Here is a 22005-nt window from a genome sequence, read left to right as displayed (position 1 = left end):
TTGAATGAAATATTTTTTGCGTATCATTCTGGCCGGAGTATCCCTATCTTGCGCTGTTGGCTTTAGCTCTTCGATGTTTTCAGTGTCGATTTCTTCTCTGGAGATGGGGCGGCCAAGCTTTGCATTGCAAACTCGTAACCCTACGGCTTCCAGCGATGAGCCAATCAAAATTTCGAGCTTCGCCGTTTATTCAAAAAAGGATGGTAAATGGGATTACGGCCATGCAGTTTGGGAAATAAAGACTGTCGGTGATTTCAGCATTTCATTGAGAAGTGTCACTTACGGGGTCGTTCCCCGGGAGTTCACTGAGACTGTCAGTGCAAAACCGCTTGCGCCGGGGGTGGAATACCAAGGGGTAGGTTTTGGTCCTGGTTCTACGGGGAGCATTGATTTTATAAGATAGCACTCCCCGAGCTCTCTTGGCGGGTTACGCGCTTTGCGCTAACCCGCCCTACGCATTGGACGGCCTTTAGTAGCGCCGCATGACGAACTCGGCCACGCAGACGGGTTTGGCCTGGCCTTCGCGCTCGATGACCACGCCCCACTCCACTTGCGCGCCGCCTTCGATGTCGGCGATGGACTGGATGGTCAGGCGGGCGCGCAGGCGGCTGCCGACCGGCACGGGGCCGGGGAAGCGGACTTTGTTGAGGCCGTAGTTCAGGCCCATTTTCATGTCCACCATCCTCAGCGCGCTTTCCAGCATGGCGGGCACCAGCGACAAGGTCAGAAAGCCGTGCGCGATGGTGCCGCCGAACGGGGATTCGCGCTTGGCGCGCTCCTCATCCACGTGGATCCACTGGTGGTCGTCGGTGGCGTCGGCGAAGCGGTTCACGCGCTCTTGCGTGATGTCGAACCACTCCGAGACGGCCACTTCCTCGCCCACCAGCTGCTTCATGTCCTCCAGCGTGGCGATCTCACGCATCGGCCGCTCCCGCCGGGCGGCGGCCGAACATGCCCATGCCTTCCACCGTGGCCACCAGCTCGCCGTGCTGGTTGGTGGCCTTCCAGACCGACACCACCACGCCCCGGTCCGGCTTGGAGTTCGATGGCCGCACTTCCTTGGTCACGTAGCTGACGTTCAGCGTGTCGCCCGCGTACACCGGCTTGATCCAGCGGATGCTGTCCAGGCCGGGCGAGCCCATGCTGGACGAGTCGTTCAAAATGCCGTCCACCACCATGCGCATCATCATGCTGCAGGTGTGCCAACCGCTGGCGGCCAGCTTGCCGAAGATGGACTTGGCGGCTGCGTCGTGGTCGATGTGGAAGGGCTGCGGGTCGAACTGGGTGGCGAAGGCGATGATCTCCTCCTCCGTCACATGCCGGCCGCCCAGCGCAATTTCCTGGCCCTCGGCAAAATCCTCGAAATACCATTTCTTCATGCGGCCTCCTGATCAAGCGGCGTGTTTGAATCCGGGCTGGGCAATGAAGCGTTCCAGGTGGTGGTCGGCGTCGCCCAGGGTCAGGTCTATCATGGTCAGGCGCTTGAAGTGGTGGGCGGCGGGCAGCTCGTCCGTCACGCCCATGCCGCCGTGCAGCTGCACCGCCTGCTGGCCGACGAATTTGCAGGCGTGGCCCACGCGCACCTTGGCGGCGGACACCACGCGGCGGCGCTCTTCCACGTCGCTGGAGGCCACTTTCACCGCCGCCAGCATGGCCATGGAACGGGCCTGCTCCAGGTGGATGAACATGTCGGCCATGCGGTGCTGCAGGGCCTGGAATTTGCCGATGGGCGCGCCGAACTGCTGGCGCGTTTTCAGGTAGTCCAGCGTGGCGGCGAAGATGGCGTCCATGGCGCCCACGGCTTCGGCGCACAGCAAGGTGGCGCCGTAATCGGAGGCTGCGTCGAGGATGTCCCAGCCGGCGCCCACGCCGCCCAGCAGCGCGGATGCAGGCACTTCGGCCCCGCTGAACCGCACGGTGGCGGCGCGCTGGCCGTCGATGGTGCGGTAGTCGGTGACGGTCACGCCCTTGGTATCGGCCGGCACCACGAACAGGGAGATACCGCCCTTGTCGCGCTGCTCGCCGCCGCTGCGGGCGGACACGATGAAGGCGCCGGCCTGGCCGCCATGGATCACCACAGTCTTCGTACCGTTCAGCACGTAGCCATTGCCCAGTTCGTGGCCGGTGGTGGCGACGTCGCTCAGGTCGTGGCGCGATTGCTGCTCGCCCAGCGCGCAAGCCAGCTTGAGTTCGCCGCCCGCCACTTGCTCCAGCAGCTTGCCGTGACCGCCGGCCAGGTTCAGGAATTGCGCGCCCAGCACGGTGGCGAAATAGGGTTCCACCACCAGGCCGCGGCCCAGTTCCTGCATCACCACCAGCATGTCCACGGCGCTGCCGTTGAAGCCGCCCTGATCTTCAGGGACGGGCAGCGCCAGCATGCCCAGCTCGGTGAGCGTGGCCCACGCTTCGTCCGACACGCCGGCCGGCGAGTGGATGATGCGCTTGCGCGTCTCGAAGCCGTAGTCCTTGTCCACCCAGCGGCGCAGGGCGTCGGCGAACTGCTGCTGTTCTTCTTTGAAAGTAAAGTCCATGCTGTCTCCCCTCACAGGCCCAGTATCATCTGGGTGATGATGTTTTTCTGAATCTCGTTCGAACCGCCGTAGATCGAGGTCTTGCGGAAGTTGAAGTAGTAGCCCGCCAGCGGCGCGTGGTCGTCGTCGCCGGTGACGGCGTGCTCGGACTTGCCTTCCAGGTAGCTGGTGTCGAAGGGCAGCGCGTCCGGCCCCAGGGCTTCTATCATCAGTTCGGTGAGGATCTGCTGGATTTCCGAGCCGCGCACTTTCAGCATGGACGCTTGCGGCCCCGGGGTCTGATCTTCCTGGCAGATGGTGCGCAGCACGGTGGTTTCCAGCGCCATCAGCTCGATTTCCAGGTTGGCCACTTTGGCCGCGAACAGCGGATCCTCCAGCAGCGGCTTGCCGCGCTTGAGCTGCTTGAGCGCCACTTTTTTCAGGAATTGCAGCTCGCGCTTGGAGCGGCCCACCGCTGCAATGCCGGTGCGCTCGTGGCCCAGCAGGTATTTGGCGTAGGTCCAGCCCTTGTTTTCCTTGCCGATCAGATTGGCGACCGGCACTTTCACGTTGTCGAAGAAGACTTCGTTCACTTCGTGGTCTTCGTCCAGCATGATGATGGGGCGCACAGTGATGCCCGGCGTTTTCATGTCGATCAGCAGGAAGGAAATGCCCTCCTGCTTGCGCACGGTGCTGTCGGTGCGCACCAGGCAGAAGATCATGTCGGCATGCTGGCCCAGCGTGGTCCAGGTTTTCTGGCCGTTCACTATGTAGTGGTCGCCCACGCGCTCGGCGGTGGTTTTCAGCGAGGCCAGGTCGGAGCCGGAGCCCGGCTCGGAATAGCCCTGGCACCACCAGTCTTCGCAGCTGAGGATGCGCGGCAGGTAGTAGGCTTTTTGTTCTTCATTGCCGAAGGCCATGATGACCGGGGCCACCATGTTGATGCCGAAGGGCAGCACGGGCGGCGTGCCGGCGATGGCGCATTCTTCTTCCCAGATGTGGCGCTGGGTGGCGTTCCAGCCCGGGCCACCGTACTCGACCGGCCAGGCGGGCGCAACCCAGCCCTGTTTGGCGACGATCCGGTGCCAGCGCACGATGTCTTCGCGCGACATGCGCAGGTGCTTGCGCACTTTCTGCTGCAGGTCGGCGGGCAGGTTGGCCGCGAGGAAGGCGCGCACCTGGTCGCGGAACGCCAGATCCTCGGACGAGTAGTTCAAATCCATGCTGTCTCCTTGTTATGACGAATCTTAAAAAGCACGATCGTTCATTTATTGTACCGCACCGGGAGACAGCGGCAAGCTCTTTATTATCGCTTCAACTTGCTACAGCAGCGTGAACGGCAAATCGCGCCCCTCGATGGCTTGGTTGCCCGCATAGTCAGCCGCCAGCACGCGCAGCTTGTAGTTGCCGGGCGCCAGGCCGGCCACGCTCCACATGCCGGGCGTGACCTGGCCGTGCATCATGCGGTTGGTGAGCGTGTAGGCGAAGCGCGTAGCCTTGCTGCCGTAGACGGTAATGCCGCTGTTGGGCGCGTAGGCGTATTTCACGGCTTCGCGGTTGCGCGGGAGTTCGTCGTAGACCTGGGTGATGGTGGGCTGCTCGTAGCCGGCCACCGGGCTGCCGTCTTCGCGCAGCAGCTGGTAGCCCAGGGTGTACAGGCCCAGGCGGCGGCGCGCTTCGTTGCCGTCCATCTGGTCGTAGGCGTCCACCACGATGCTCAGCTCGCCGACCTCGCGCGCGATGACCAGCGGCTTGCGCTTGGCGGCCTTGATGACCTTGCCCCGGCTGTCGAACAGGGTGATGCTGTTGATGTGCGGGCGCACCGTGTCCACCTGGCCTTTGAATGGCAGGCTGAGGGGGTTGAGGACTTTGCCTTGCTCGTAGTAGTCGAGGTGGACGTGGGCCATGCCGTTGATGGTGCCCAGCGTGTCGCCCGCCGCGAAACGGGCGCCGCGACGCACGCGCACACGTTCGGGCTTGCCCTTGGCGTTGCGCAGCAGCTGGAAGCGTTCGTCCAGCGCGGCGTTTTTCGTGTTGCGGCCCACGCGCATGTGGATGTAGGAGATGTGGCCGAGGGCAATGCCTTCGCTCAGGCTGCCGAAGCCCCAGTTGGGCAAGGGGTCGCTGACTTTGACGGGGGCCACGGCCAGCACGGGCTGCCCGACGTCGGCCTGCACGTCCAGGCCGGCGTGGAAGTGGTCGCGGCTTTCGCCTTCGAAATTGCCGCGCACTTCGCCCATCAGGCCAACCACTTCGTGCGGCGCGTTTTGCGGGCCGACCGGCCACAGGATGCTGGTCACCGGAGACGGCCTCCGCGCCGTATTGGCCGGTGCCGGGGCGGCCGCAGGGGCGGCAGCTGCCGGCGCCGCTACGGCCACATTGAGCATGCCGTTGCCGCCACCGGCGGCAGGCTGCAGGGCGGACTGCGGCGCGCCCGTGGCGGACGCCGAGGCAGCCTGCGTATCGGCCGGCGTGGCCATGCTGAGGCGGTGGATGCGGAAGGTGGCGGCGTCGCTCACGACCAGGCTGCCATTGCGCGCCAGCGCCATGCCGCGCGGCGCGTAAAGCTGCACTTTGCCGTCGCTGCCATAGCCCGGCTCGACTTTCTGGCTGACGTCGACCAGTCCGTCCAGCCCGCCCTGCGGCGTGAGCTGCAATATCCGGCCTTGCGAGCCGGTGGCGATGTACAAATGGCCGTCGTGCGTGCGCGCCAGCGCGATGGGGCGGCGCAGCAGGGCTTGCCTGTCGTTGTCCGGCGCGCGCACCACCGTGCTGACCATGCCGTCCTTGCCCAGCTTGCGGATGGCGTTGTTGCGCGTGTCGGCGATCAGCAGCGCGCCGTCCGCGTCCAGCAGCAGCGCGCAGGGGGTGTCGAAGCCCGCCTTCAGCGCCGGACCGTCCGCATCCCCCGGCAGGCCGTTGCCCGCGACGGTGCTTACTGTGCCGTCGGGCGCGATGCGGCGGATGGCGTCGTTATAGGTGTCCGCCACGTAGACCACGCCGTCGTCGCCCACCGCCACGCCCACCGGACCGTTGAACTGCGCTTCCCTGCCCTTGCCGTCCGCCGTGCCGGCCACACCGCTACCGGCAAGCGTGCTGACCGTGCCGTCCGGCGCGACCTTCCTGATGGCGTTGTTGCCGGTGTCCGCCACATACAGATTGCCCTGCGCGTCGATGGCGATGCCGGATGGCGTATTGAACATGGCCTGCCCGCCCGGGCCGTCGGCAAAGCCTTCCTTGCCGCCTGCAAGCGTGGACGTGGCGCCACCTGGCGTGAGCTTGCGGATGCGGTTGTTATCGCCCGCGTCGGCGATATAGATATTGCCTGCGGCGTCGAGCGCCACGCCGTAGGGATCGGCAAAACGCGCCACGGTCAGGGGCATATTGCCTTCCGCCTCACCCGCCGTGCCGTCGCCGGCCAGCGTGGTCACGCGCGCAGCCCAGAAGTCCGGCGTTCGTTCCACCGCCTTTTCCGGAGCAGCCTGCCCGGCCTCCACCTGCGGCGCACGCGCTTGCAGATAAAAATACACGCCCGCCCCTGCCACGGCTGCCGCCACAGCGATGCCCGCCAGGGGCAAATGTTTTCTTTGATGCTGCCGATTCTGATTTGCCGCCACGTTACTACCCATCCAGGAATGAATGATGAGCTTAACCGAAAAGGTGATGCGGATGCTATAGTTGGCGATCTTGCAACCCACACGCCGGAGACAGCCATGCTGAAGATTTCCCTGCTTCCTCTCGCCCTCGCGCTGAGCCTGTGCAGCGCCGGCGCCGCCGCCAAAGTGCAGCAGTTGCCGGGCTTTGCCGCCAACAGCAAGGAGGCCAGCATCGCGGTCGATATCAACGCCAACGGCCAGGTGGCGGCCGTGATCGAGGACGAGGACGGCAAGCAGCGCGCGGTGCTGTACGACAAAGGCGTGCTGGAACTGGGCACGCTGGGCGGCAGCGACAGCTACACCAAGGGCATCAACGACGACGGCGTGGTGGTGGGCTCGGCGCAGGACGGCAAGGGCCACTGGCGCGCTTTCCTGGTGCGAAAGGGCGAGCGCATGCGCGACCTGGGCACACTGGGCGGCGGCAGCAGCTACGGCACGGCCGTCAACGCGTCGGGCCAGGCCGCCGGTTTCGCCGACACGGCGGACGGCTATTTCCGCGCCTTCGTGCTGGACGCGCAAGGCCGCATGGTGGACCTCGGCACGCTGGGCGGCAATATCAGCTACGCGTCCGGCATCAACAACAGTGGTGTGGTGGTGGGCACGGCAGCGCTGCCGGACGGCTACCGGCGCGCCTTCATCCACCGTCCCGGCGCGGGCATGACGGACCTGGGCACGCTGGGCGGGCGCTCCAGCGCAGCCACCGGCGTGAACGACGCGGGCATGGTGGTGGGCGCGTCCGAAATGCCGAACCGCCGCTGGCACGCTTTCCTGCACGACGGCAGCAAAATGGTGGACCTGGGCGCGCTCATCGGCTACGGCAACAGCTACGCCACCGGCATCAACGCTGCGGGCCACGTGGTGGGCACTATCCTGATCGGCGACGAGCGCCGCTCCTTCGTCTACCGCGACGGCAAGATGGCGGTGCACCAAGCGGGCAAGGGTTTATACCTGACCAACGCCATCAATGACGAGGAAATCGTGGCTGGGGCAACCTATCTGAGCAAGCGCTACGCGGCGGCCACCATGCGCTCGGACATGGTGCCGGTGGTGCCCAAGGGCCACCGCGAGTTTATGGGCATGATGACGATGGCGGTCGGCACCGCCGTGGCGCTGATGCTGCTGCGCCGGCGCTATCGCGGCATTGCGCTGGCGCGCTACTGAGGCTTACTTCTTCCGCGCGCGCTTGAGGAAAGCGGGCAGCAGGTTGAACAGGCGGACCAGCGCGTGCAGCTGCCAGGGGAACACGCAGCGCTCGTCGCGCCGCGCGATGGCGGCGGCGATGCGCTGCACGGCCTCCTGCTCGGACAGGAGGAAAGGCTTGTGGCTGGCGTCGCCGTGGTTCAGCTCGCGCAGGCGTGCGGTATCCACATAGCCCGGCACAATGACGGTGACGGCGATGCCGAACGGCGCCATCGCCTTGCGGTAGGCGCCGCAGATGGCGATGGCCGCGCGCTTGCTGGCACTGTAGAGGGAGCCGTTCGGATAGTCGTCCTGCAGGCCGGCGATGGAGGCGACCGCCACCAAGTGGCCCTGGCCCCGTTCCATCATGGCATCCGAGGCGGCCGCGAAGGCGTTATCCAGGCCACCCACGTTCACGCGCAGCACCGGCAGCACGCTGCTGCGGTCCCGCGCGATTGCGGCGGCGTCGGTGTACTGGCCGGCGGTGACGATGAGCAGGTCGAGCTGGCCATCGTGGGCAGCATCCGGCAGCGCGGCCACTTCGGCCACCGTGCGCGCCACAGCGGCGCGGTCCGAGATATCGCACACATGGATGCTAACGCGGCTGTCCCGCGCAAACGCCACGCCGTCCAGCTTTTCCGGCCGCCTCCCACAGATTGCCACGCGCGCGCCCTGCATCCAGTAGTGCTGCGCCAAACCCAAGCCTATGCCGCTGGTGCCGCCGATAATCATCACCTTCATGCCAGCGCCTTGTTGTGGCGCGTGGCGCGGCGCATGGCTGGGCTGCGGCCCTGGGCGGCCAGCGCGTAGGCTTCGGCGGCGCGCGCGTAGCCATACTGCCACTGCGCCTCCACCTCCTCAACGTAGCGCGCATAACTGCTTGGCGCCACCAGCCGCACACGGTTGCGCAGCCAGTCCACGCGCTTCTGGATGCCGTTATCGCGCAGGGCGATGCCAACATCGCTGGTATCCACCCACACGTCCACCGGCTGCCCGTGCACATGGCGCATGCGCTGGTTGCCGTCAAAGCCGAACACGGTGCGCAAGGCAGGAATGGCCATCAGCTGGTCGTAGGGCGGCTTCATTTCCATGGTGACGTGCCGCGCCAGGCTGCGCGCCAGCTCAACAGGAAACAGGTCCACCACGCCGCCGGTATAGTCTCCGGCGCCAACCGAGTGGCAGCGGAAGTAATACATATCGGAGATCGAAATGCGCACGGCGTCGGCCAGCGGCATGGTGGAATCGACCCGCAGCTCGGGCGCCACCGCATCCGTCCAGCCGCCGCTGCCGATGGCCGAAGGCAGGCCTTCCGCCAGCGCGGCGGTGCGGCTGCCGCAGAACAGGGTTACGCCGTACAACTGGCGCCCTAGCCTGGGCTGGCCCACCTCGTGCTCGCCGAACAGCATCTTGCCACCCAGGATGGCCAGCGCGGCGCCGCCCTGCCCGGCCGCCGGAGGCAACGGCAGCACGGCGGGGATCTCGAACAGGTAATCCTGGAACAGGTCCGGCAGGCGGGCCGCCTTGCCCGGATGCAGGCGGCGCAGCGCCACGTTGGCCAGCGCGCGCAGCGGCGAAGCGCGCGGCCCTGGCTGCAGGCCGCAGAAAAACTCGTACATCTGCGGCGAAGCCACCCAGGCTTTGCGCGACGCGCTGTCCGGCAGGTTGCGGATGATGGCGCCGGCCACCGCGCCGCCGCAGGTAGCCAGCAGCAGGTCCGGCTCCTGGCCCGCGTCCACGGCGGCGGCGTGCATGCCGAGGTAGTAGCCGAAACGGAAACCGCCGCCGGCCAGCACCATGCAGCGCTGGTATGGTTCGGGCCGTTCCTGCCTTTGGTCTGGTTGTGCTTGCATCATGCGTGCCATAATGCATCAATTACATAGTTAATAACAAGGACAGCTTGACCATGAATCCGGTGGCCGTGCCCAGCATGCGCGAGCGCGTGACACAGCTTGCGTTCAATGGCGCGCTGTTCGGGCTATGTTACCCCTTGGCCAATCACCTTGCCGAACGCTCCGGCGCCGCCCGCAGCGTGGCCCTGCCGTGGGACGCGGCCGTACCCTTTCTGCCGTGGATGGTGCTGCCCTATATGACGTCCGGCCTGCTGTTCGGACTCAGCTTTCTGCTGACGGACAGCCGCGCCACGCTGTCCGCGCTGAGCCGCCGCGTGGCGTTTGCCACTGTGGCCGCCTGCCTGGTGTTCGCCGCCTTCCCGCTGCGTTTCAGCTACTTGCGGCCGCTTGTGGACGCTCCGCTGCCCGCCTGGCTGTTCGCGCAATTGTCCGCCATGGACCAGCCCTACAACCAGCTGCCATCGCTGCACGTGGCCTACTGCGTGATCTTCTGGCCCGCGCTGCGCCGCTTTGCAGGAGGCCGCACACAGCAGGCCGCGCTGGCCGCCTGGCTGCTGCTCGTCGCGGCCGCCACCGTGTTCACTTATCAGCACCATCTGGCCGACGTCGCCGCAGGCGCCCTGCTCGGCCTGCTTGCCATACGCCTGCTGCCCGAGGCCGCGTCCGGCGCGTCCGAGCCCGTCGCCTTCAGCTACACGCTGATGGCGGGCCTCTCACTGCTGGCGTGGTTCGCGTTGGGCGGCCTGTGGTGGCTGTACCTGTGCGCCAGCCTGCTGCTGGTGGCGTGGGCCTACCATCGCCGCCATGCCCCCTTCCTCCACAAGCACGAGGGCCGCTACCCGCTGTGGGTCTGGCTGCTGTACGCGCCCTACCTGGGCGGCTATCTGCTGACATGGCAACTGGTGCGCTGGCGCGAGCGGCACCGTCCGCCTTTCGACCGGCACAGCGAGCGCCTGTGGGTGGGCCGCCGCCTGAGCAATGCGGAAGCGGCCCGCCTGCCCGCCGGATGCGCCGTCATCGACCTGGCCAACGAACTGAGCGAAACAAAGGCACTGCGCAACCGCCCCTACCATCACTTCCCGCTACTGGACCTGCATGCGCTCGATGCGCGCTCAGTCCAGCCCATCCTGGCCGCCATCGCAGCCCACGCCGCCCAGGGCCGCGATATTTATCTGCACTGCGCCATGGGCTACCAGCGCAGCCGCCATATCGCCCAGCTTTACAAGGAGTATTCCCAGCAATGAGCTTTTCGATCTACCAGCTGAAGCCCAAATTCCAGCAACTGCTGCAGCCGCTGATGCGCGCGCTGGTGCGCTGCCGCGTAACGCCGAACCAGATCACGCTGGTCACCATGCTGCTGTCCGTGGCCTACGGCGCCGCGCTCACGTGGCAGCCTGATTGCGCAGGCTTGTGGCTGGGCCTGCCCGCCTTCCTGCTGCTGCGCATGGCGCTGAACGCCATCGACGGCATGCTGGCCAGTGCCACCGGCCAGAAAACCCGCCTCGGCACGCTGCTCAACGAACTCTGCGACCAGGTGTCCGACGCCGCGCTCTACCTGCCCTTCATGCTGGCCGCCGCGCTGCACGCGCCGCTGGTGGTGCTGTGCGTGGTGGGCGCGCTGCTGGCCGAGTTCGCGGGCGTGCTGGCGCTCAGCGTGGGCGCCGCCCGCCGCTTCGACGGGCCGATGGGCAAGAGCGACCGCGCCTTCTGGTTCGGCCTGATTGCCCTGCTGATCGGCTACCAGGCCGCGCCGCTGCTGTTGAACGGCATACTGGTGCTGGTGATCGCCCTGTCCGTGTGGACCGTGTTCAACCGCCTGCGCCAGGCGCTGCGGGCTTCTGCGCCAGCGACACCGTAAAAATGCCCTCCAGGCCGATGCGCGTGGCAATCTTACGCCCGCCCGCATAGGCCACCAGGCCGTCCATTTCAGCTTGCGGCCGGGGCCGCATCTGCCACGGCGTGCCCCGGTGGCTGGTCAGCGTGAGAGCGATCATATCCAGCTGCGGGTGCCAGGGCTGGCCGGTATAAATCAGATAGCCGCCCGGCCGCAGCACGCTGAAGATGCCCTTGAGCGAGGCGCACACCGGCTCGTTGTCGCTGAACAGCTCATGCAGGCCGGACACGATGGCAATATCGTACTCGCCTTCGGCGGCGCGGTAGCTGTCCGGGCTGAAGGCGTCGCGCAGCTGGAAGTCCACGCTGGCGCGCAGTTGCAACTGCTCGGCCAGCACGCGCGCCTGGTCCATGTTGTGCTGCGTGTAGTCGCGCAGGGTGACCTGGATGTCCTTGTCCTGGAAGCGCTTCACGGTTTCAAGCACGTAGCGGCCGGAGCCTGCGGCAATATCCAGGATGCGCAGCGGCCCATCGCCCGTGTGCGCGGCGATGCGCTCGCCCAGCATCTGCTGCAACTGGCGCTTGCGCAGGCGGATGCCGCGCCAGCCCACCGCGTCCAGATAGCCCCGGTCCATGGTTTTGCCCATGATGAATCGTCCGCCGGCCTGGTTGCGGTACACATAGTCCAGCGACGCGCCGGAATCGAAGCCGTGTTCCAGGCCTATCTTCATGCCGTCGCTCACGCCGCCCAGCGTGCCCAGCATGACGCGCTGCATGCCGAACCAGGCCTTGGCGAGCGCGCCGCAGCTCTCGCCGGCCTGCATGGCGGCGTAGCGGCGCGCACTATGGCTGTCGCGGTCGGCATTCAGGTAATGCGACGGCGCCCACGGTGCGCGCTGGAAGCACTGCTCGACGAACTGGCGGCTTTCATGCAGAGCCACGCTGGTGTCCTGCTCGTAGAACAGCGCGTGAAAGGCGTCCGGCAGACGCACGTAGCGCTTCAGCGGCGAGGACAGGCGGTCGAAGAAGACCTGCTGCGGCGCTTCCTTCACCACAAAGTCCTTGCCTGCGGCCAGCATCAGCACCGGCGTATCGATGGCGGCGGCGTCGTGCACGATGCGCTGCGCGGTGTCCGCCAAGCCCAGCAGCACGCAAGCCGAGATGGCCTTGGCGATCAGCGGATCGGCCGCGTAGGCGGCAGCCTCCTGCGGCGAATGCGTCAGCATGCCGGGGCGGATATAGCTGGTGACGAACAGCTCGGGCTTGAAGCGGCGCGCGAAACGCAGCGCGGGCTTGGCCAGCGGTACGTAGAGCTTGATCTCGAAGGCGGCGGCGGCCATGATGACGCCCCGCACGCGCGGCGCGTAGTCGTGCAGCCAGGTGGCGGCGATGACCGCGCCGACGCTGTTGGCCACCACCAGGATGTTTTCCTCGGCAAAGCCGTGCGCGTCGCGGATGTGGCGGATGAAGGTGTCGAAGTCTTCCACCAGGGCTTCGAAACTGGGGGCGTCGCCGCGCTCTCCCGGCGAGTAGCCGTGTCCGCGCGCGTCCCAGGCAAAGGCGTGGTCCTGTGCAAAGCCGAATTGCTCGACCAGCGGCTGGATGCGGCCGGAATGCTCGTGGCCCCGGTGCAGGAAGACCAGCGCGCGCTGCGGCCCGTCCCGGCGCGGCGCCAGCGGTTCCCAGGCGCGGTAGAACAGCCGCGTTCCATCCTTGCAGTCGAAACCGGATTCGGTCGTGCGCCAGGCCAGTGAGCGTTCAGCTTTCATGCGGGCATCCCTTGAGCGTAGGTAATCAGAAAATACAGCAGCGGCGCGGTGACCACCAGGCTGTCCACCCGGTCCAGCATGCCGCCGTGGCCAGGTATCAGATGCGAAAAATCTTTCACGCCCAGCACGCGCTTGGCGGCCGAGAACATCAGGTCGCCGCAGAACCCGCCCAGCGACAGCAGCACGGCATAGCCCGCCAGTTGGCGCGCCGGCGCCAGGTGCAGATAGCTGCCCAGCGCCAGCGACAGCAGCAGCGTTGCCGCAACGCCGCCCAGCAGCCCCTGCCAGGTCTTGTTCGGACTGATGCCCGGCGCGATACGGTGCCGTCCGAACAGCGTGCCGCTGATGAACTGCGCCACGTCGTTCAGCGCGGTCAGCACGTACAGGTAAAACAGCCAGGCCAGCCGCTGATGCGGCGCCAGCGGCAGCATGTCGTAGCGCGGCAAAAAGCTGACGCCAAAGCACAGCATGAGCCACAGCAGCCACAACAGCGAAACCGTGCTGCGTAACCAGAGGAAATATACCAGTGTTATGAGGATGGCAATGGCCAGCGCAAGCGCAATTGCCTGAGGTTTGAGAAAAATCAAGGTGATGGTGGCGGCCAGTGTGGCCCCGGCGGGCCAAGTAAAGCGCACCGCGCCGCCCTGCCCGGCAAACGGCGCCAGCTCCCGCAGCGCCAGCACGCCGATGAGCAGCGCCAGCAAGGGCGCGCCCGCCGGGTGCAGCAGCAGGCTGAGCGTAACCACCGGGAAGATGGCCCACCAGGCGTTGACTTGCAGCCTGAGCCTGCTCTGCGGGCGGGCGCGCAGCTTCAGGCCGACGCCCAGCGAAGCCATGCCCAGCATCAGATACAGCATACCGAGCGCGGTCAGGATTTCCGTGCCCAGCAGAGAAAGCAGTGCTTGCATAATCGCCTCAATTGCTTGAAAGGCAATTATACGTTAAATTTTCCTTTAGACAACGTCCTGCGCGACAGGCAGCGCTTCGGTCTTCCAGCGCAGCATGCCGCCGGCCAGGTTGGCGACCTGCTTGAAGCCGGCCTTGGTCAGCAGCACGCTGGCCTGGGCCGAGCGCACGCCGGAGCGGCACACGGCAACGATGGGACGTTCGCGGTCGAATTCGTCCAGCTTGAACATCAGCTGCGACAGCGGCACCAGGCGCGCGCCGCGCAGATGGCCAAGGCGGTCGATAAACTCGGGCGCCTCGCGCACATCCACGATCTGCACCTGGTCGGCATGCTCGAGCAGCGCCATCGGTTCGATTTCCCACACGCCGCTGAAGCGCAGCGTGAGCGGCGCCCAGGCCGGCGTATCGGGCGGCTCGGTCCCGCCCTCGGGCTGGCCGCAGCGCAGGTTGGCGGGCACGGCCACCGCGATCATCTTGGGATGCGGCAGGTTCAGGTTGTTCATATGGCCGGCGAAATCGCCCTCGTCCACGTCGCCGCCCAGGCGCGGGTTGAAGCGGCGCTCCTCGGCCACGCTGGTGACGGTGATGCCACGGTAGTCGTGCGCGGGATAGAGCAGGCAGTTGTCGGGCAGCGTGAGGATCTGGCCGCGCACCGAGGCGAACAGTTCCTGCGGGCTGCCGCCCTGGAAATCGGTGCGGCCGCAGCCGCGTATCAGCAGGCTGTCGCCGGTGAAGGCCATGCTCTGGTCGTCCAGCACGAAGGTCAGGCAGCCGCTGGTATGGCCCGGCGTGGCGCGCACTTCCAGGTAGCGGCTGCCGAACTGGATGCGGTCGCCGTGCCGCAGCGGCCGGTCCGCCAGCTCGGCGCCTGCCGCCGCCGCCAGCGCAATGCCGCTGCCGCAGCTCTGGTGCAAGCGCCAGGCGCCGGTGACGTGGTCGGCGTGCACATGGGTGTCCAGCGAGGCCAGCAGGCGCAAGCCCAGCTCGCGCACCAGCGCCAAGTCGCGCGGCACCTGTTCGTAGACCGGGTCGATCAGCACGGCCTCGCCGCCGTCGCCGAGCAGGTAGGTGTAGGTGGACGAGGTTGGATCGAATAGCTGGCGGAAAATCATGGTCGTCCCTGAGTTGTTATTCCTCGAATGATAGCAAAGGGCGATGCCCATGCCAGGCGGCAAGGCAAAAAAAGCCCGCTCAGGAAGCGGGCTACATCTATTGTCCTATTGGCCGGATGGGCCGAGAAATTTCTGGGACGTCTTTCGAACGCGTCAAGTCTCCACTAGCCAACGCAGCAGTCATCAAATGCGCAGTTCTCAACGCGCTGGAACGCTTCAAATTCAACAATTCCGGTTTCAGCAATTTATCTTCTTTGGAAGCCATGAAATTCTCCTAAAGGACACTCTATCGCTTTGAACACGGAAAGCACACCGTTCATAGGTAACTGCTTGAAAATTCTAGCATAAAACCTGTCCAGCACTGCAGAAACGGCCATGTAGAAGTATTGCGTAATCGCTGGATTCACCCCGAAATGCTGCGCCACTACATCTCCCAGGGCCTCGCCGAACTGAAACACGTACCGTGCGTCATCCAAGTGCCATTCCGACGCTCTGAACTCATCGCCGGTTGCATCCGCACGGAAAACCTTGCGAGAACGACCTGCTCCCGTCACATCCCCAAAACTACCTGGGCGAGTGGCGCGCGCCGGTCTGACGCTGGCAAAAAAAAAGCCCGCTCAAGGAGCGGGCTAAATCTAATCTCTTGGAGGAGAATAGAGGAGACAGGTGTAATCATGCCGCGTCGCAGCATATAAATCTACTTTATCTTTCCAATGACAGTCATAGCCAAAACAAATATGTCTATTGCCTTCAGCCGCCGCCTCGCCCTCATCTTTGGAATTTTGCTTCCGCTGGCTGAACTGGTACGGCGCAGCGGGCAGCTTGGCAGCGCGGCCGTGATTCCCCATCTGCTGGACGACTTCCTGTTGGGCGGGAGTTTGCTGTATGCCGCCGCGCTATGCCGGCGCGATCCGCGCCGCGGCCGCCTCTATCTCGCGGCGGCGTGGGGCGCAGCGTGCGGCATGGGCTACAACAGCTTCATGTGGCAGCTGCTCACCCTGGACCAGCCCGACCCGGCACCTATTTCCTCAGCGGCGGTCGCCGCCGTCAAAGGCATCGGATTGCTGCTGTGCCTGGCCGCCCTGCTGGGCTGCCTGCGCGAACCGGATGCCGCGCCGCATCGACAAAAAAAAGCCCGCTACGGGAGCGGGCTAAATCTAATCTCTTTGAGGAGAATAGAGGAGACAGGAACTATGATGCCGTAGCGCATCATATATTTCTACTTTATATTGGTGATGATAGAAATAAATGATGCGTATAACTTGGCAAAAATACTTACTTTCCCACGTCGGCTGCGTATGGGAGCACGCGGGAGGCCAGTCGGGTATCGGTTTTGAGCAGGCCCACTTCGTCGGCCAGGATGTGCACCGCTTCATTCAGCAGCACGTCCTTGGCCGCTTTGGCGGCTTTCTCCGCGTCCAGCTCGGCGCTCAGGCTGCGCTCGTCGCCTTGCAGGCCGTCGTCGGTGCGCAGCGCGCCCTTCACTGCCGCAATCTGGCGCGCGGCCTTGGCGTTGGCGTTGGCCGGCTTGGCCGCGATGGCCTTGTTCAGCGCTTCCTTGGCGTCCGGGATCAGCACCGGATCATCCGGTGAGGCCACCAGGTTCAGCAGGCGTGCCTCGCGCAGCTTGGCGCGCGCTTCCTGCTGGTCGCGTTCCTTGCGGCGCGCAGCTTCGTTCAGCGAAATGGTGTTGTCCTTGCGCTGCTTCTTCACCAGGGCGATGTCCTCGGCCAAGTACTGGAAGTCCTTGTCCTTGGCCACGCGCGCCTCGTGCTTCTTGTCCAGCAGCGGCACGATCTCCTTCAGCTCGCCTGCGGGAATGTAGATCGCCGGCTTGATGGCCACCCACGGCAGCGCGTTGTCATAGCTCGATTCGCCAAAGGTTTCCGGGTCCGACATCGACGGCAGGTTGATGTCCGGCACCACGCCGCGCAGCTGCGTCGTGCCGCCGTTGATGCGGAAGAACTGCGCCACCGTCATTTTCAGTTCGCCGTAGCGCGGCTTGTCGGCCTGCGAATAGCGGTCCAGGCTCACCAGCTGCTGCACGGTGCCCTTGCCGAACGACGGTTCGCCGATGACCAGGCCACGGCCGTAGTCCTGGATCGCGGCGGCGAAAATCTCCGACGCCGAGGCCGAGCTGCGGTTGATCAGCACGCCCACCGGACCGTCCCATGCCAGGCCGGCGTTGGTGTCGCTCTCCACTTCCACTTTGCCTTGCGCATTGCGCTGCTGCACCACCGGGCCTTTGTCGATGAACAGGCCGGTCAGTTCCACCGCCTCGGTCAGCGAGCCGCCGCCGTTGTTGCGCAGGTCGATCAGCACGTTGTCGACTTTTTCCTTCTTCAGCTCGGCCAGCAGGCGGGCCACGTCGCGGGTGGCGCTCTTGTAGTCCTTGTCGCCCTTGCGGCGCGCTTCAAAGTCCAGGTAGAAGGTCGGCAGCGAAATCACGCCGACGCGGCGCTTGGCCGTGCCATCGCGCACTTCGAGGATGGATTTCTTGGCCGACTGCTCTTCCATGCTGATTTTCTTGCGCACCAGCGACAGCTGCGCCAGCTTGCCGTCCGGGCCGGCGTCGGCCGGCAGAATCTGCAAGCGCACCGTGGAATCCTTGGCGCCGCGGATCTGCTGCACCACGTCGTCGATGCGCCAGCCCACCACGTCGGTGAAGCTGCCGGACTCGCCCTGGGCCACGCCCACGATACGGTCGCCCACTTTCAGCTTGCCCGACAGCGCGGCCGGGCTGCCCGGCACCACTTCGCGCACCACGGTGTAGTCGTCGCGCTGCTGCAGCTGGGCGCCGATGCCTTCCAGCGACAAGCGCATGGCGATGTCGAAGTTTTCGGCGGCGCGCGGGCCGAGGTAGTTGGTGTGCGGCTCGATCGACATGGCGTAGGCGTTCATGAAGATCTGGAACACGTCTTCATTGTTCAGCTTGCGCGAACGGCTCATGTAGTTTTCGTAGCGCTTGTCCAGCGTCTCGCGGATGGCCTTGTCGTCCTTGCCGGCCAGTTTCAGGCGCAACCAGTCGTTCTTGACGCGCTTGCGCCACAGGTCTTTCACTTCCGCGTCGGTCTTCGGCCACTCGGCCTTTTCCCGGTCGATCTGGTAGCTCTCGTCCAGCGAGAAATCGAATTTGGTCTTCAGCAGTTCGCGCGCATAGCCAATGCGCTCGTTGAAGCGCTGCTGGTAGAGGTTGTAGATGGCGAACGGCACCGTCAGGTTTTCCGACATGATGGCGTCGTCCATCTTGGTGCGCATGGGGGCGAACTGGTCCACGTCGGCTTGCACGAAGAACAGCTTTTCGCCGTCCAGGGACTTGAAGTAGCGGTCGAAGATCTTCTCCGACATCGCGTCATCCAGCGGGGTAGCCTTGTAGTGATAGCGCGTCATGACGTGGGAAGCCCACAACGCGGCCTGCGACTGCACCGCCTGCGGCTTGACGATCTCCGCGGCCTTTTCAGGCGCCGCGGCGCCCACTTGTACCGATACGGCCAGCGCAATCGCGCTCAACAACATCTGCTTCTTCATCGGCTTACTCCGAAAACTTTGATTTCATGGAAAACTGGGTCCCGCTGCGCCTTATTCTACAGGATAGCAGGACGGCGGCAACGGCTGTACGGCTCAGTTTCGGCGCCTAGCCTTAAGGCTGAATTAAAGCGCCCGGCAGCGCCTCAGCCGCCGGCCTCGGGCACGGCGGACGCAGAGGGTCTCCCGGAGCGCGCCCACTTGACCAGCTCGAACCAAGCCACGCTCAGCAGCGCAACCAGGCCGCTGCCAGCCAGTTGCGCCGGGCCAGGCCGCGCAAATGCGAACAGACTGCGCAAAGGCCCCCAACTGAGCACCAGCGCCAGGAGCAGGACGGCAGCCAGGCTGATCCAGGCAAACCAGCGGCTAGCTGCCGCGCGCGGCGCCCACGCCGGCCGCGACCAGGTCCGATTGCTGTAGATTAAGCCCAAATCAGCCAGCACCAGCGCCACGAAGGCCGACGTGCGCGCCAGGTCGTCGGATAGGCCGGACCATCTGACTTGCAGATACAGCCCGACCAGCAGCAGCAACAGGCCGCCGCCTTGCAGCAGGCCGCGCAGGAGTATCTCGCGGTCGAACAGGCGCATATCCGGCCGGCGCGGCTTGCTCGTCATCGCGTCGGGCTCGAGCGGCTCGGCCTCGAAGACGATGGAACAGGCCGGGTCGATCACCAGTTGCAGGAACATGATGTGTACCGGCATCAGCAGCATCGGCCAACCCAGCAGCACCGGCACGATGGACAGGCCGACGATGGGCACGTGCACCGCGACGATGAACACTATCGCCTTGCGCAAGTTCGCGAACAGGCGGCGCCCGTGCCGCACCGCCAGCAGCAGCGAGGAAAAATCGTCCTTGAGCAGCACCAGCGCGGCCGCTTCGCGCGCCACGTCGCTGCCGCGCGCCCCCATCGCCACGCCGATGCTGGCCGCCTTCAGCGCCGGCGCGTCGTTGACGCCGTCGCCGGTCATGGCGACGATATCGCCACGGCGGCGGAAGCCCTGCACCAGCCGCAGCTTCTGTTCCGGCGCGATGCGGCAGAACACCGCGGTGTCCCGCAGCCGCAGTTGCAGGGCGGCATCGTCCATCGCCGCCAGCTCGGTCCCGGACAGCACGCCGGCGGACGCGCCGCCTATCCCGGCCTCGCGCGCGATGGCCTGGGCGGTGGCCGGATGGTCGCCCGTGATCATCACCACCCGCATGCCGGCCGCCTGGCATTCCGCCACGGCGGCCGGCACCTCCGGCCGCACCGGGTCGTGCAGCGCGACCAGGCCGAGAAAGCTGAACTCGAAGACATGCTGGTTGTCCGGCAGGCCGGCGGCCGGAAAGGTCGCCTGCGCCACGCCGACCACGCGCAGTCCCTGGCCGGCCAGCGCGGCGGCCCGGGCCGCAATGGCCGCCGCGCGCGCCGGCGCCAGGTGGCACAGATCGGCGATGGCTTCCGGCGCGCCCTTGGCCGCCACCAGATATGCCGAACGGTCCGGCGACCGCCACACGCGCGACATGGCCAGCATCCCCGGCGACAGCGGGTAGTCGTCTATCAGCTCCCAGTCGGCATGCAGGTGCTCGGTATCCGCCAGCAGGCGCGCGCCGGCCTGGACTATGGCCGACTCCATGGGGTCGAATGCCCGGCGGTGGCTGGCCAGCACCGCGTACTCGAGCAGGCCGTGCAGCTCCTCCTGCAGCGGCGCGCCGCCCGCCGCCCGGCAATCGTAGCCGGACTGCTCCGACCACAACTGGGCCACCTCCATGCGGTTGACCGTCAGCGTGCCGGTCTTATCGACGCACAGCACGCTGGTCGCGCCCAGCAATTCAATCGCCGGTATGCTGCGCGCCAGCACCTGCTCGCGTCCCAGCCGCCAGGCGCCCAGCCCCAGAAACAGCGTCAGGATCACCGGCAGCTCTTCCGGCAGGATGGCCATGGCCAGCGTCAGCCCGGCGAGCAGGCCTTGCAGCCAGTCTCCGCGCAGCGCCCAGTAGGCCAGCGCCAGGGCGCAGGCCAGGCCAATGCCGCCGCTGGCGACGGCCTTGACGACAGCGCGGGTTTCGCTTTGAATCGGCGTCAGTTCGCCGCCGATGGCGGCCAGCGACGCGCCGATGCGCCCCAGCGCGCTTGCCGCGCCGGTGGCCACCACCACGCCACTGGCGGCGCCCTGCGTGACCAGCGTGCCGGAATAGACCCGGTGTTCGGCTTCGCCTTGCGCCGCGCCGGCCGCGCGCTTCATCACCGGAACCGATTCCCCCGTGAGCATGGACTCGTCCGCGCTCAGGCTGGCGGCGGACAACAGATCGATATCGGCAGGGACGCGATCGCCTTCGGCAAGCAGAACCAGGTCGCCCACCACCAGTTCGCGGCCCGCAATGCGTTGCTGCTTGCCGTCCCGCACCACCAGGGCGCGCGGACAGGACAGGTCGCGCAAGGCGCTCAGCGAGCGCTCGGTGCGGCGCTGCTGGAAAAACGTGGTGCCGACCACGATGCCGACAAAGCCCAGCAGCATCAGCGCCTCGTTCCGGTCGCCCAGCATCAGGTAGACCGCGCCGCAGGCGGCCAGCAGCAGAAACATCGGCTCCGATGCCACATCGAGCAGCAGGCGCCAGCCGTTCAAGGGGGGCGAGGCGGGCAGCGCGTTCGGGCCGGCGGCGCGCAGCCGCGCCGCCGCCTCCGCCGCCGTCAGACCTTCCCGCTCAGCGTGCAATGCCATCGTTGGACTCCGGTTCGGATGAGCAATTCCTTGGCGCGCAGCGCCAGCGGACAGCGTATCACACACTGCGCGCTCGCCGTCCTTAGCGGGCCGGCTTAAGGATTGCCGATGGCATCGCGGCGCCGCGTTCAGAATTCCTTAATCTCCGGCAGCCACCATCCGCCTATGCCGACGCGCCGCCGGCCCTTAGCCGGGACGCGCGATTTGGCCAAACCAACGCACAGGAGCATCCCATGAACGACATGCAGACCCGCCCCGGAGAGCGCAACGGCTCCGCTTCCCCACCGTATCAGACGCTGGTCTGGGATCTGCCCGTCCGGCTGTTTCATTGGCTCATGGCCTTCAGCTTCGCGGGCGCCTATTTGACGGCGGAGATGGAGCGCTGGCGAACGGTCCACGTCACCCTCGGCTACACGATGGCGGCGCTGGTCTGCTTCCGCATTGTCTGGGGCTGGATCGGCACCGACTACGCCAGGTTTTCCAGCTTCGTGCGCGGACCGCGAGCGACGCTGCGCTATGTGCGCTCGCTGTTTAGCCCGCGCCCGCAGCATTTCACCGGGCACAATCCGGCCGGCGCCGTCGCGATCCTGCTGATGCTGGCCACCACCATGGCCCTGGCCGGTTCAGGCTGGCTGCTCTACACCGGCCGCGCCGGCGCATGGATGGAGGACGGGCATGAATTGATCGCCGAGCTGATGCTGGCCCTGGTGCTGGTCCACATTGGCGGCGTGCTGGCCGCCAGCCTGCTGCACCGGGAGAACCTGGCCAAGGCCATGCTCACCGGCCGCAAGCGGGCCGACGCCGGTGCGAAGGCACAGGGCCGGCGCGCCGGCACCGCCTTGCTGCTATTGCTGGCCGTGCTGGCGTTCTGGTGGTGGCAGGCCGGTCATGCGGAGGCGCCGGCAAGCGGTGCCACGTCCGCGGCGCAGCGGCACGGCGCGCACCGCGGCGATGACGACTGAGCTG

At 66.0% G+C, this 22005-nt stretch carries 19 protein-coding genes; 6 read left to right on the top strand and 13 right to left on the bottom strand.

The annotated features are described in order from the left end of the window. Nucleotides 1-4 precede the first annotated feature (4 nt). A complete protein-coding gene (locus tag KT882_RS14685; protein WP_228896402.1) occupies nt 5-403 on the top strand; it encodes a hypothetical protein in 399 nt (132 codons plus the stop codon). 66 nt (nt 404-469) lie between these two features. Here KT882_RS14685 and KT882_RS14680 read toward each other — a convergent pair whose 3' ends face one another. From KT882_RS14680 to KT882_RS14660, 5 genes are all read right to left on the bottom strand, one after another. Further along, nucleotides 470-922 carry a MaoC family dehydratase gene (locus KT882_RS14680; protein ID WP_161072264.1) on the bottom strand — a complete coding sequence of 151 codons (453 nt, stop codon included), beginning with the start codon at nt 920-922 and terminating at the stop codon, nt 470-472. Next, nucleotides 915-1379: a MaoC family dehydratase gene (locus KT882_RS14675; RefSeq protein WP_161072265.1), complete on the bottom strand. Its 465-nt coding sequence runs from the start codon at nt 1377-1379 to the stop codon at nt 915-917. The genes KT882_RS14680 and KT882_RS14675 overlap by 8 nt, the downstream gene beginning before the upstream one ends. A 12-nt stretch (nt 1380-1391) precedes the next feature. Next, nucleotides 1392-2531 (bottom strand): acyl-CoA dehydrogenase family protein, encoded by a 1140-nt coding sequence (locus KT882_RS14670; protein ID WP_228896400.1) that lies wholly within the window; start codon nt 2529-2531, stop codon nt 1392-1394. Nucleotides 2532-2542: 11 nt separating this feature from the next. Next, nucleotides 2543-3733 (bottom strand): acyl-CoA dehydrogenase family protein, encoded by a 1191-nt coding sequence (locus tag KT882_RS14665; RefSeq protein ID WP_161072267.1) that lies wholly within the window; start codon nt 3731-3733, stop codon nt 2543-2545. Nucleotides 3734-3832: 99 nt separating this feature from the next. Further along, entirely contained in the window at nt 3833-6088 is a 2256-nt protein-coding gene (locus KT882_RS14660; protein WP_228896396.1) for a gluconolaconase, read from the bottom strand. 135 nt (nt 6089-6223) lie between these two features. Between KT882_RS14660 and KT882_RS14655 the strand changes: the two genes are divergently transcribed. Continuing rightward, a complete protein-coding gene (locus tag KT882_RS14655) occupies nt 6224-7327 on the top strand; it encodes an HAF repeat-containing protein (RefSeq protein ID WP_161072269.1) in 1104 nt (367 codons plus the stop codon). Nucleotides 7328-7330: 3 nt separating this feature from the next. On the opposite strand, the gene KT882_RS14650 is transcribed toward KT882_RS14655, so the two are convergent. Together KT882_RS14650 and KT882_RS14645 are read right to left on the bottom strand one after the other, a co-directional pair. Next, nucleotides 7331-8086 carry an SDR family NAD(P)-dependent oxidoreductase gene (locus KT882_RS14650; protein WP_228896394.1) on the bottom strand — a complete coding sequence of 252 codons (756 nt, stop codon included), beginning with the start codon at nt 8084-8086 and terminating at the stop codon, nt 7331-7333. Continuing rightward, nucleotides 8083-9198 (bottom strand): patatin-like phospholipase domain-containing protein, encoded by a 1116-nt coding sequence (locus KT882_RS14645; protein ID WP_228896393.1) that lies wholly within the window; start codon nt 9196-9198, stop codon nt 8083-8085. The genes KT882_RS14650 and KT882_RS14645 overlap by 4 nt, the downstream gene beginning before the upstream one ends. A 50-nt stretch (nt 9199-9248) precedes the next feature. Between KT882_RS14645 and KT882_RS14640 the strand changes: the two genes are divergently transcribed. Together KT882_RS14640 and KT882_RS14635 are read left to right on the top strand one after the other, a co-directional pair. After that, on the top strand, nt 9249-10439 hold the full coding sequence (locus tag KT882_RS14640) for a phosphatase PAP2 family protein (protein WP_228896391.1): 1191 nt from the start codon (nt 9249-9251) through the stop codon (nt 10437-10439). Beyond that, nucleotides 10436-11053: a CDP-alcohol phosphatidyltransferase family protein gene (locus KT882_RS14635; RefSeq protein WP_228896389.1), complete on the top strand. Its 618-nt coding sequence runs from the start codon at nt 10436-10438 to the stop codon at nt 11051-11053. The genes KT882_RS14640 and KT882_RS14635 overlap by 4 nt, the downstream gene beginning before the upstream one ends. Here KT882_RS14635 and KT882_RS14630 read toward each other — a convergent pair. From KT882_RS14630 to KT882_RS14615, 4 genes are all read right to left on the bottom strand, one after another. Beyond that, nucleotides 11004-12797 carry a bifunctional alpha/beta hydrolase/class I SAM-dependent methyltransferase gene (locus KT882_RS14630; protein ID WP_161072273.1) on the bottom strand — a complete coding sequence of 598 codons (1794 nt, stop codon included), beginning with the start codon at nt 12795-12797 and terminating at the stop codon, nt 11004-11006. The genes KT882_RS14635 and KT882_RS14630 overlap by 50 nt on opposite strands. Continuing rightward, nucleotides 12794-13705: a phosphatidate cytidylyltransferase gene (locus KT882_RS14625; protein ID WP_161072274.1), complete on the bottom strand. Its 912-nt coding sequence runs from the start codon at nt 13703-13705 to the stop codon at nt 12794-12796. Before KT882_RS14625 ends, KT882_RS14630 begins: the two co-directional genes overlap by 4 nt. A 45-nt stretch (nt 13706-13750) precedes the next feature. Further along, complete coding sequence (locus KT882_RS14620) at nt 13751-14815, bottom strand: MBL fold metallo-hydrolase (protein ID WP_161072275.1); 1065 nt, start codon at nt 14813-14815, stop codon at nt 13751-13753. A gap of 97 nt (nt 14816-14912) precedes the next feature. Beyond that, complete coding sequence (locus tag KT882_RS14615; protein WP_161072276.1) at nt 14913-15080, bottom strand: hypothetical protein; 168 nt, start codon at nt 15078-15080, stop codon at nt 14913-14915. 472 nt (nt 15081-15552) lie between these two features. Here KT882_RS14615 and KT882_RS14610 point away from each other — a divergent pair, with 472 nt between their 5' ends. After that, the gene (locus KT882_RS14610) at nt 15553-16020 is read left to right on the top strand and encodes a hypothetical protein (protein WP_228896388.1); all 468 of its coding nucleotides are present in this window, start codon (nt 15553-15555) and stop codon (nt 16018-16020) included. A 70-nt stretch (nt 16021-16090) separates the two neighbouring features. Here the strand turns inward: KT882_RS14610 and KT882_RS14605 are convergent, their stop codons facing one another. Further along, the gene (locus KT882_RS14605; protein WP_161072278.1) at nt 16091-18343 is read right to left on the bottom strand and encodes a carboxy terminal-processing peptidase; all 2253 of its coding nucleotides are present in this window, start codon (nt 18341-18343) and stop codon (nt 16091-16093) included. 143 nt (nt 18344-18486) lie between these two features. Further along, entirely contained in the window at nt 18487-21039 is a 2553-nt protein-coding gene (locus KT882_RS14600) for a cation-translocating P-type ATPase (protein WP_228896386.1), read from the bottom strand. Nucleotides 21040-21272: 233 nt separating this feature from the next. On the opposite strand from KT882_RS14600, the gene KT882_RS14595 reads away from it, so the two are divergent. Continuing rightward, nucleotides 21273-22001, top strand: a complete 729-nt coding sequence (locus KT882_RS14595; RefSeq protein WP_321170361.1) for a cytochrome b/b6 domain-containing protein — start codon at nt 21273-21275, stop codon at nt 21999-22001. Nucleotides 22002-22005 lie beyond the last annotated feature (4 nt).

It is taken from the genome of Pseudoduganella aquatica (assembly GCF_020865585.1).
GTDB classification, from domain to species: domain Bacteria; phylum Pseudomonadota; class Gammaproteobacteria; order Burkholderiales; family Burkholderiaceae_D; genus Rugamonas; species Rugamonas aquatica_A.
This window is presented reverse-complemented; position numbering and strand designations above follow the sequence as displayed.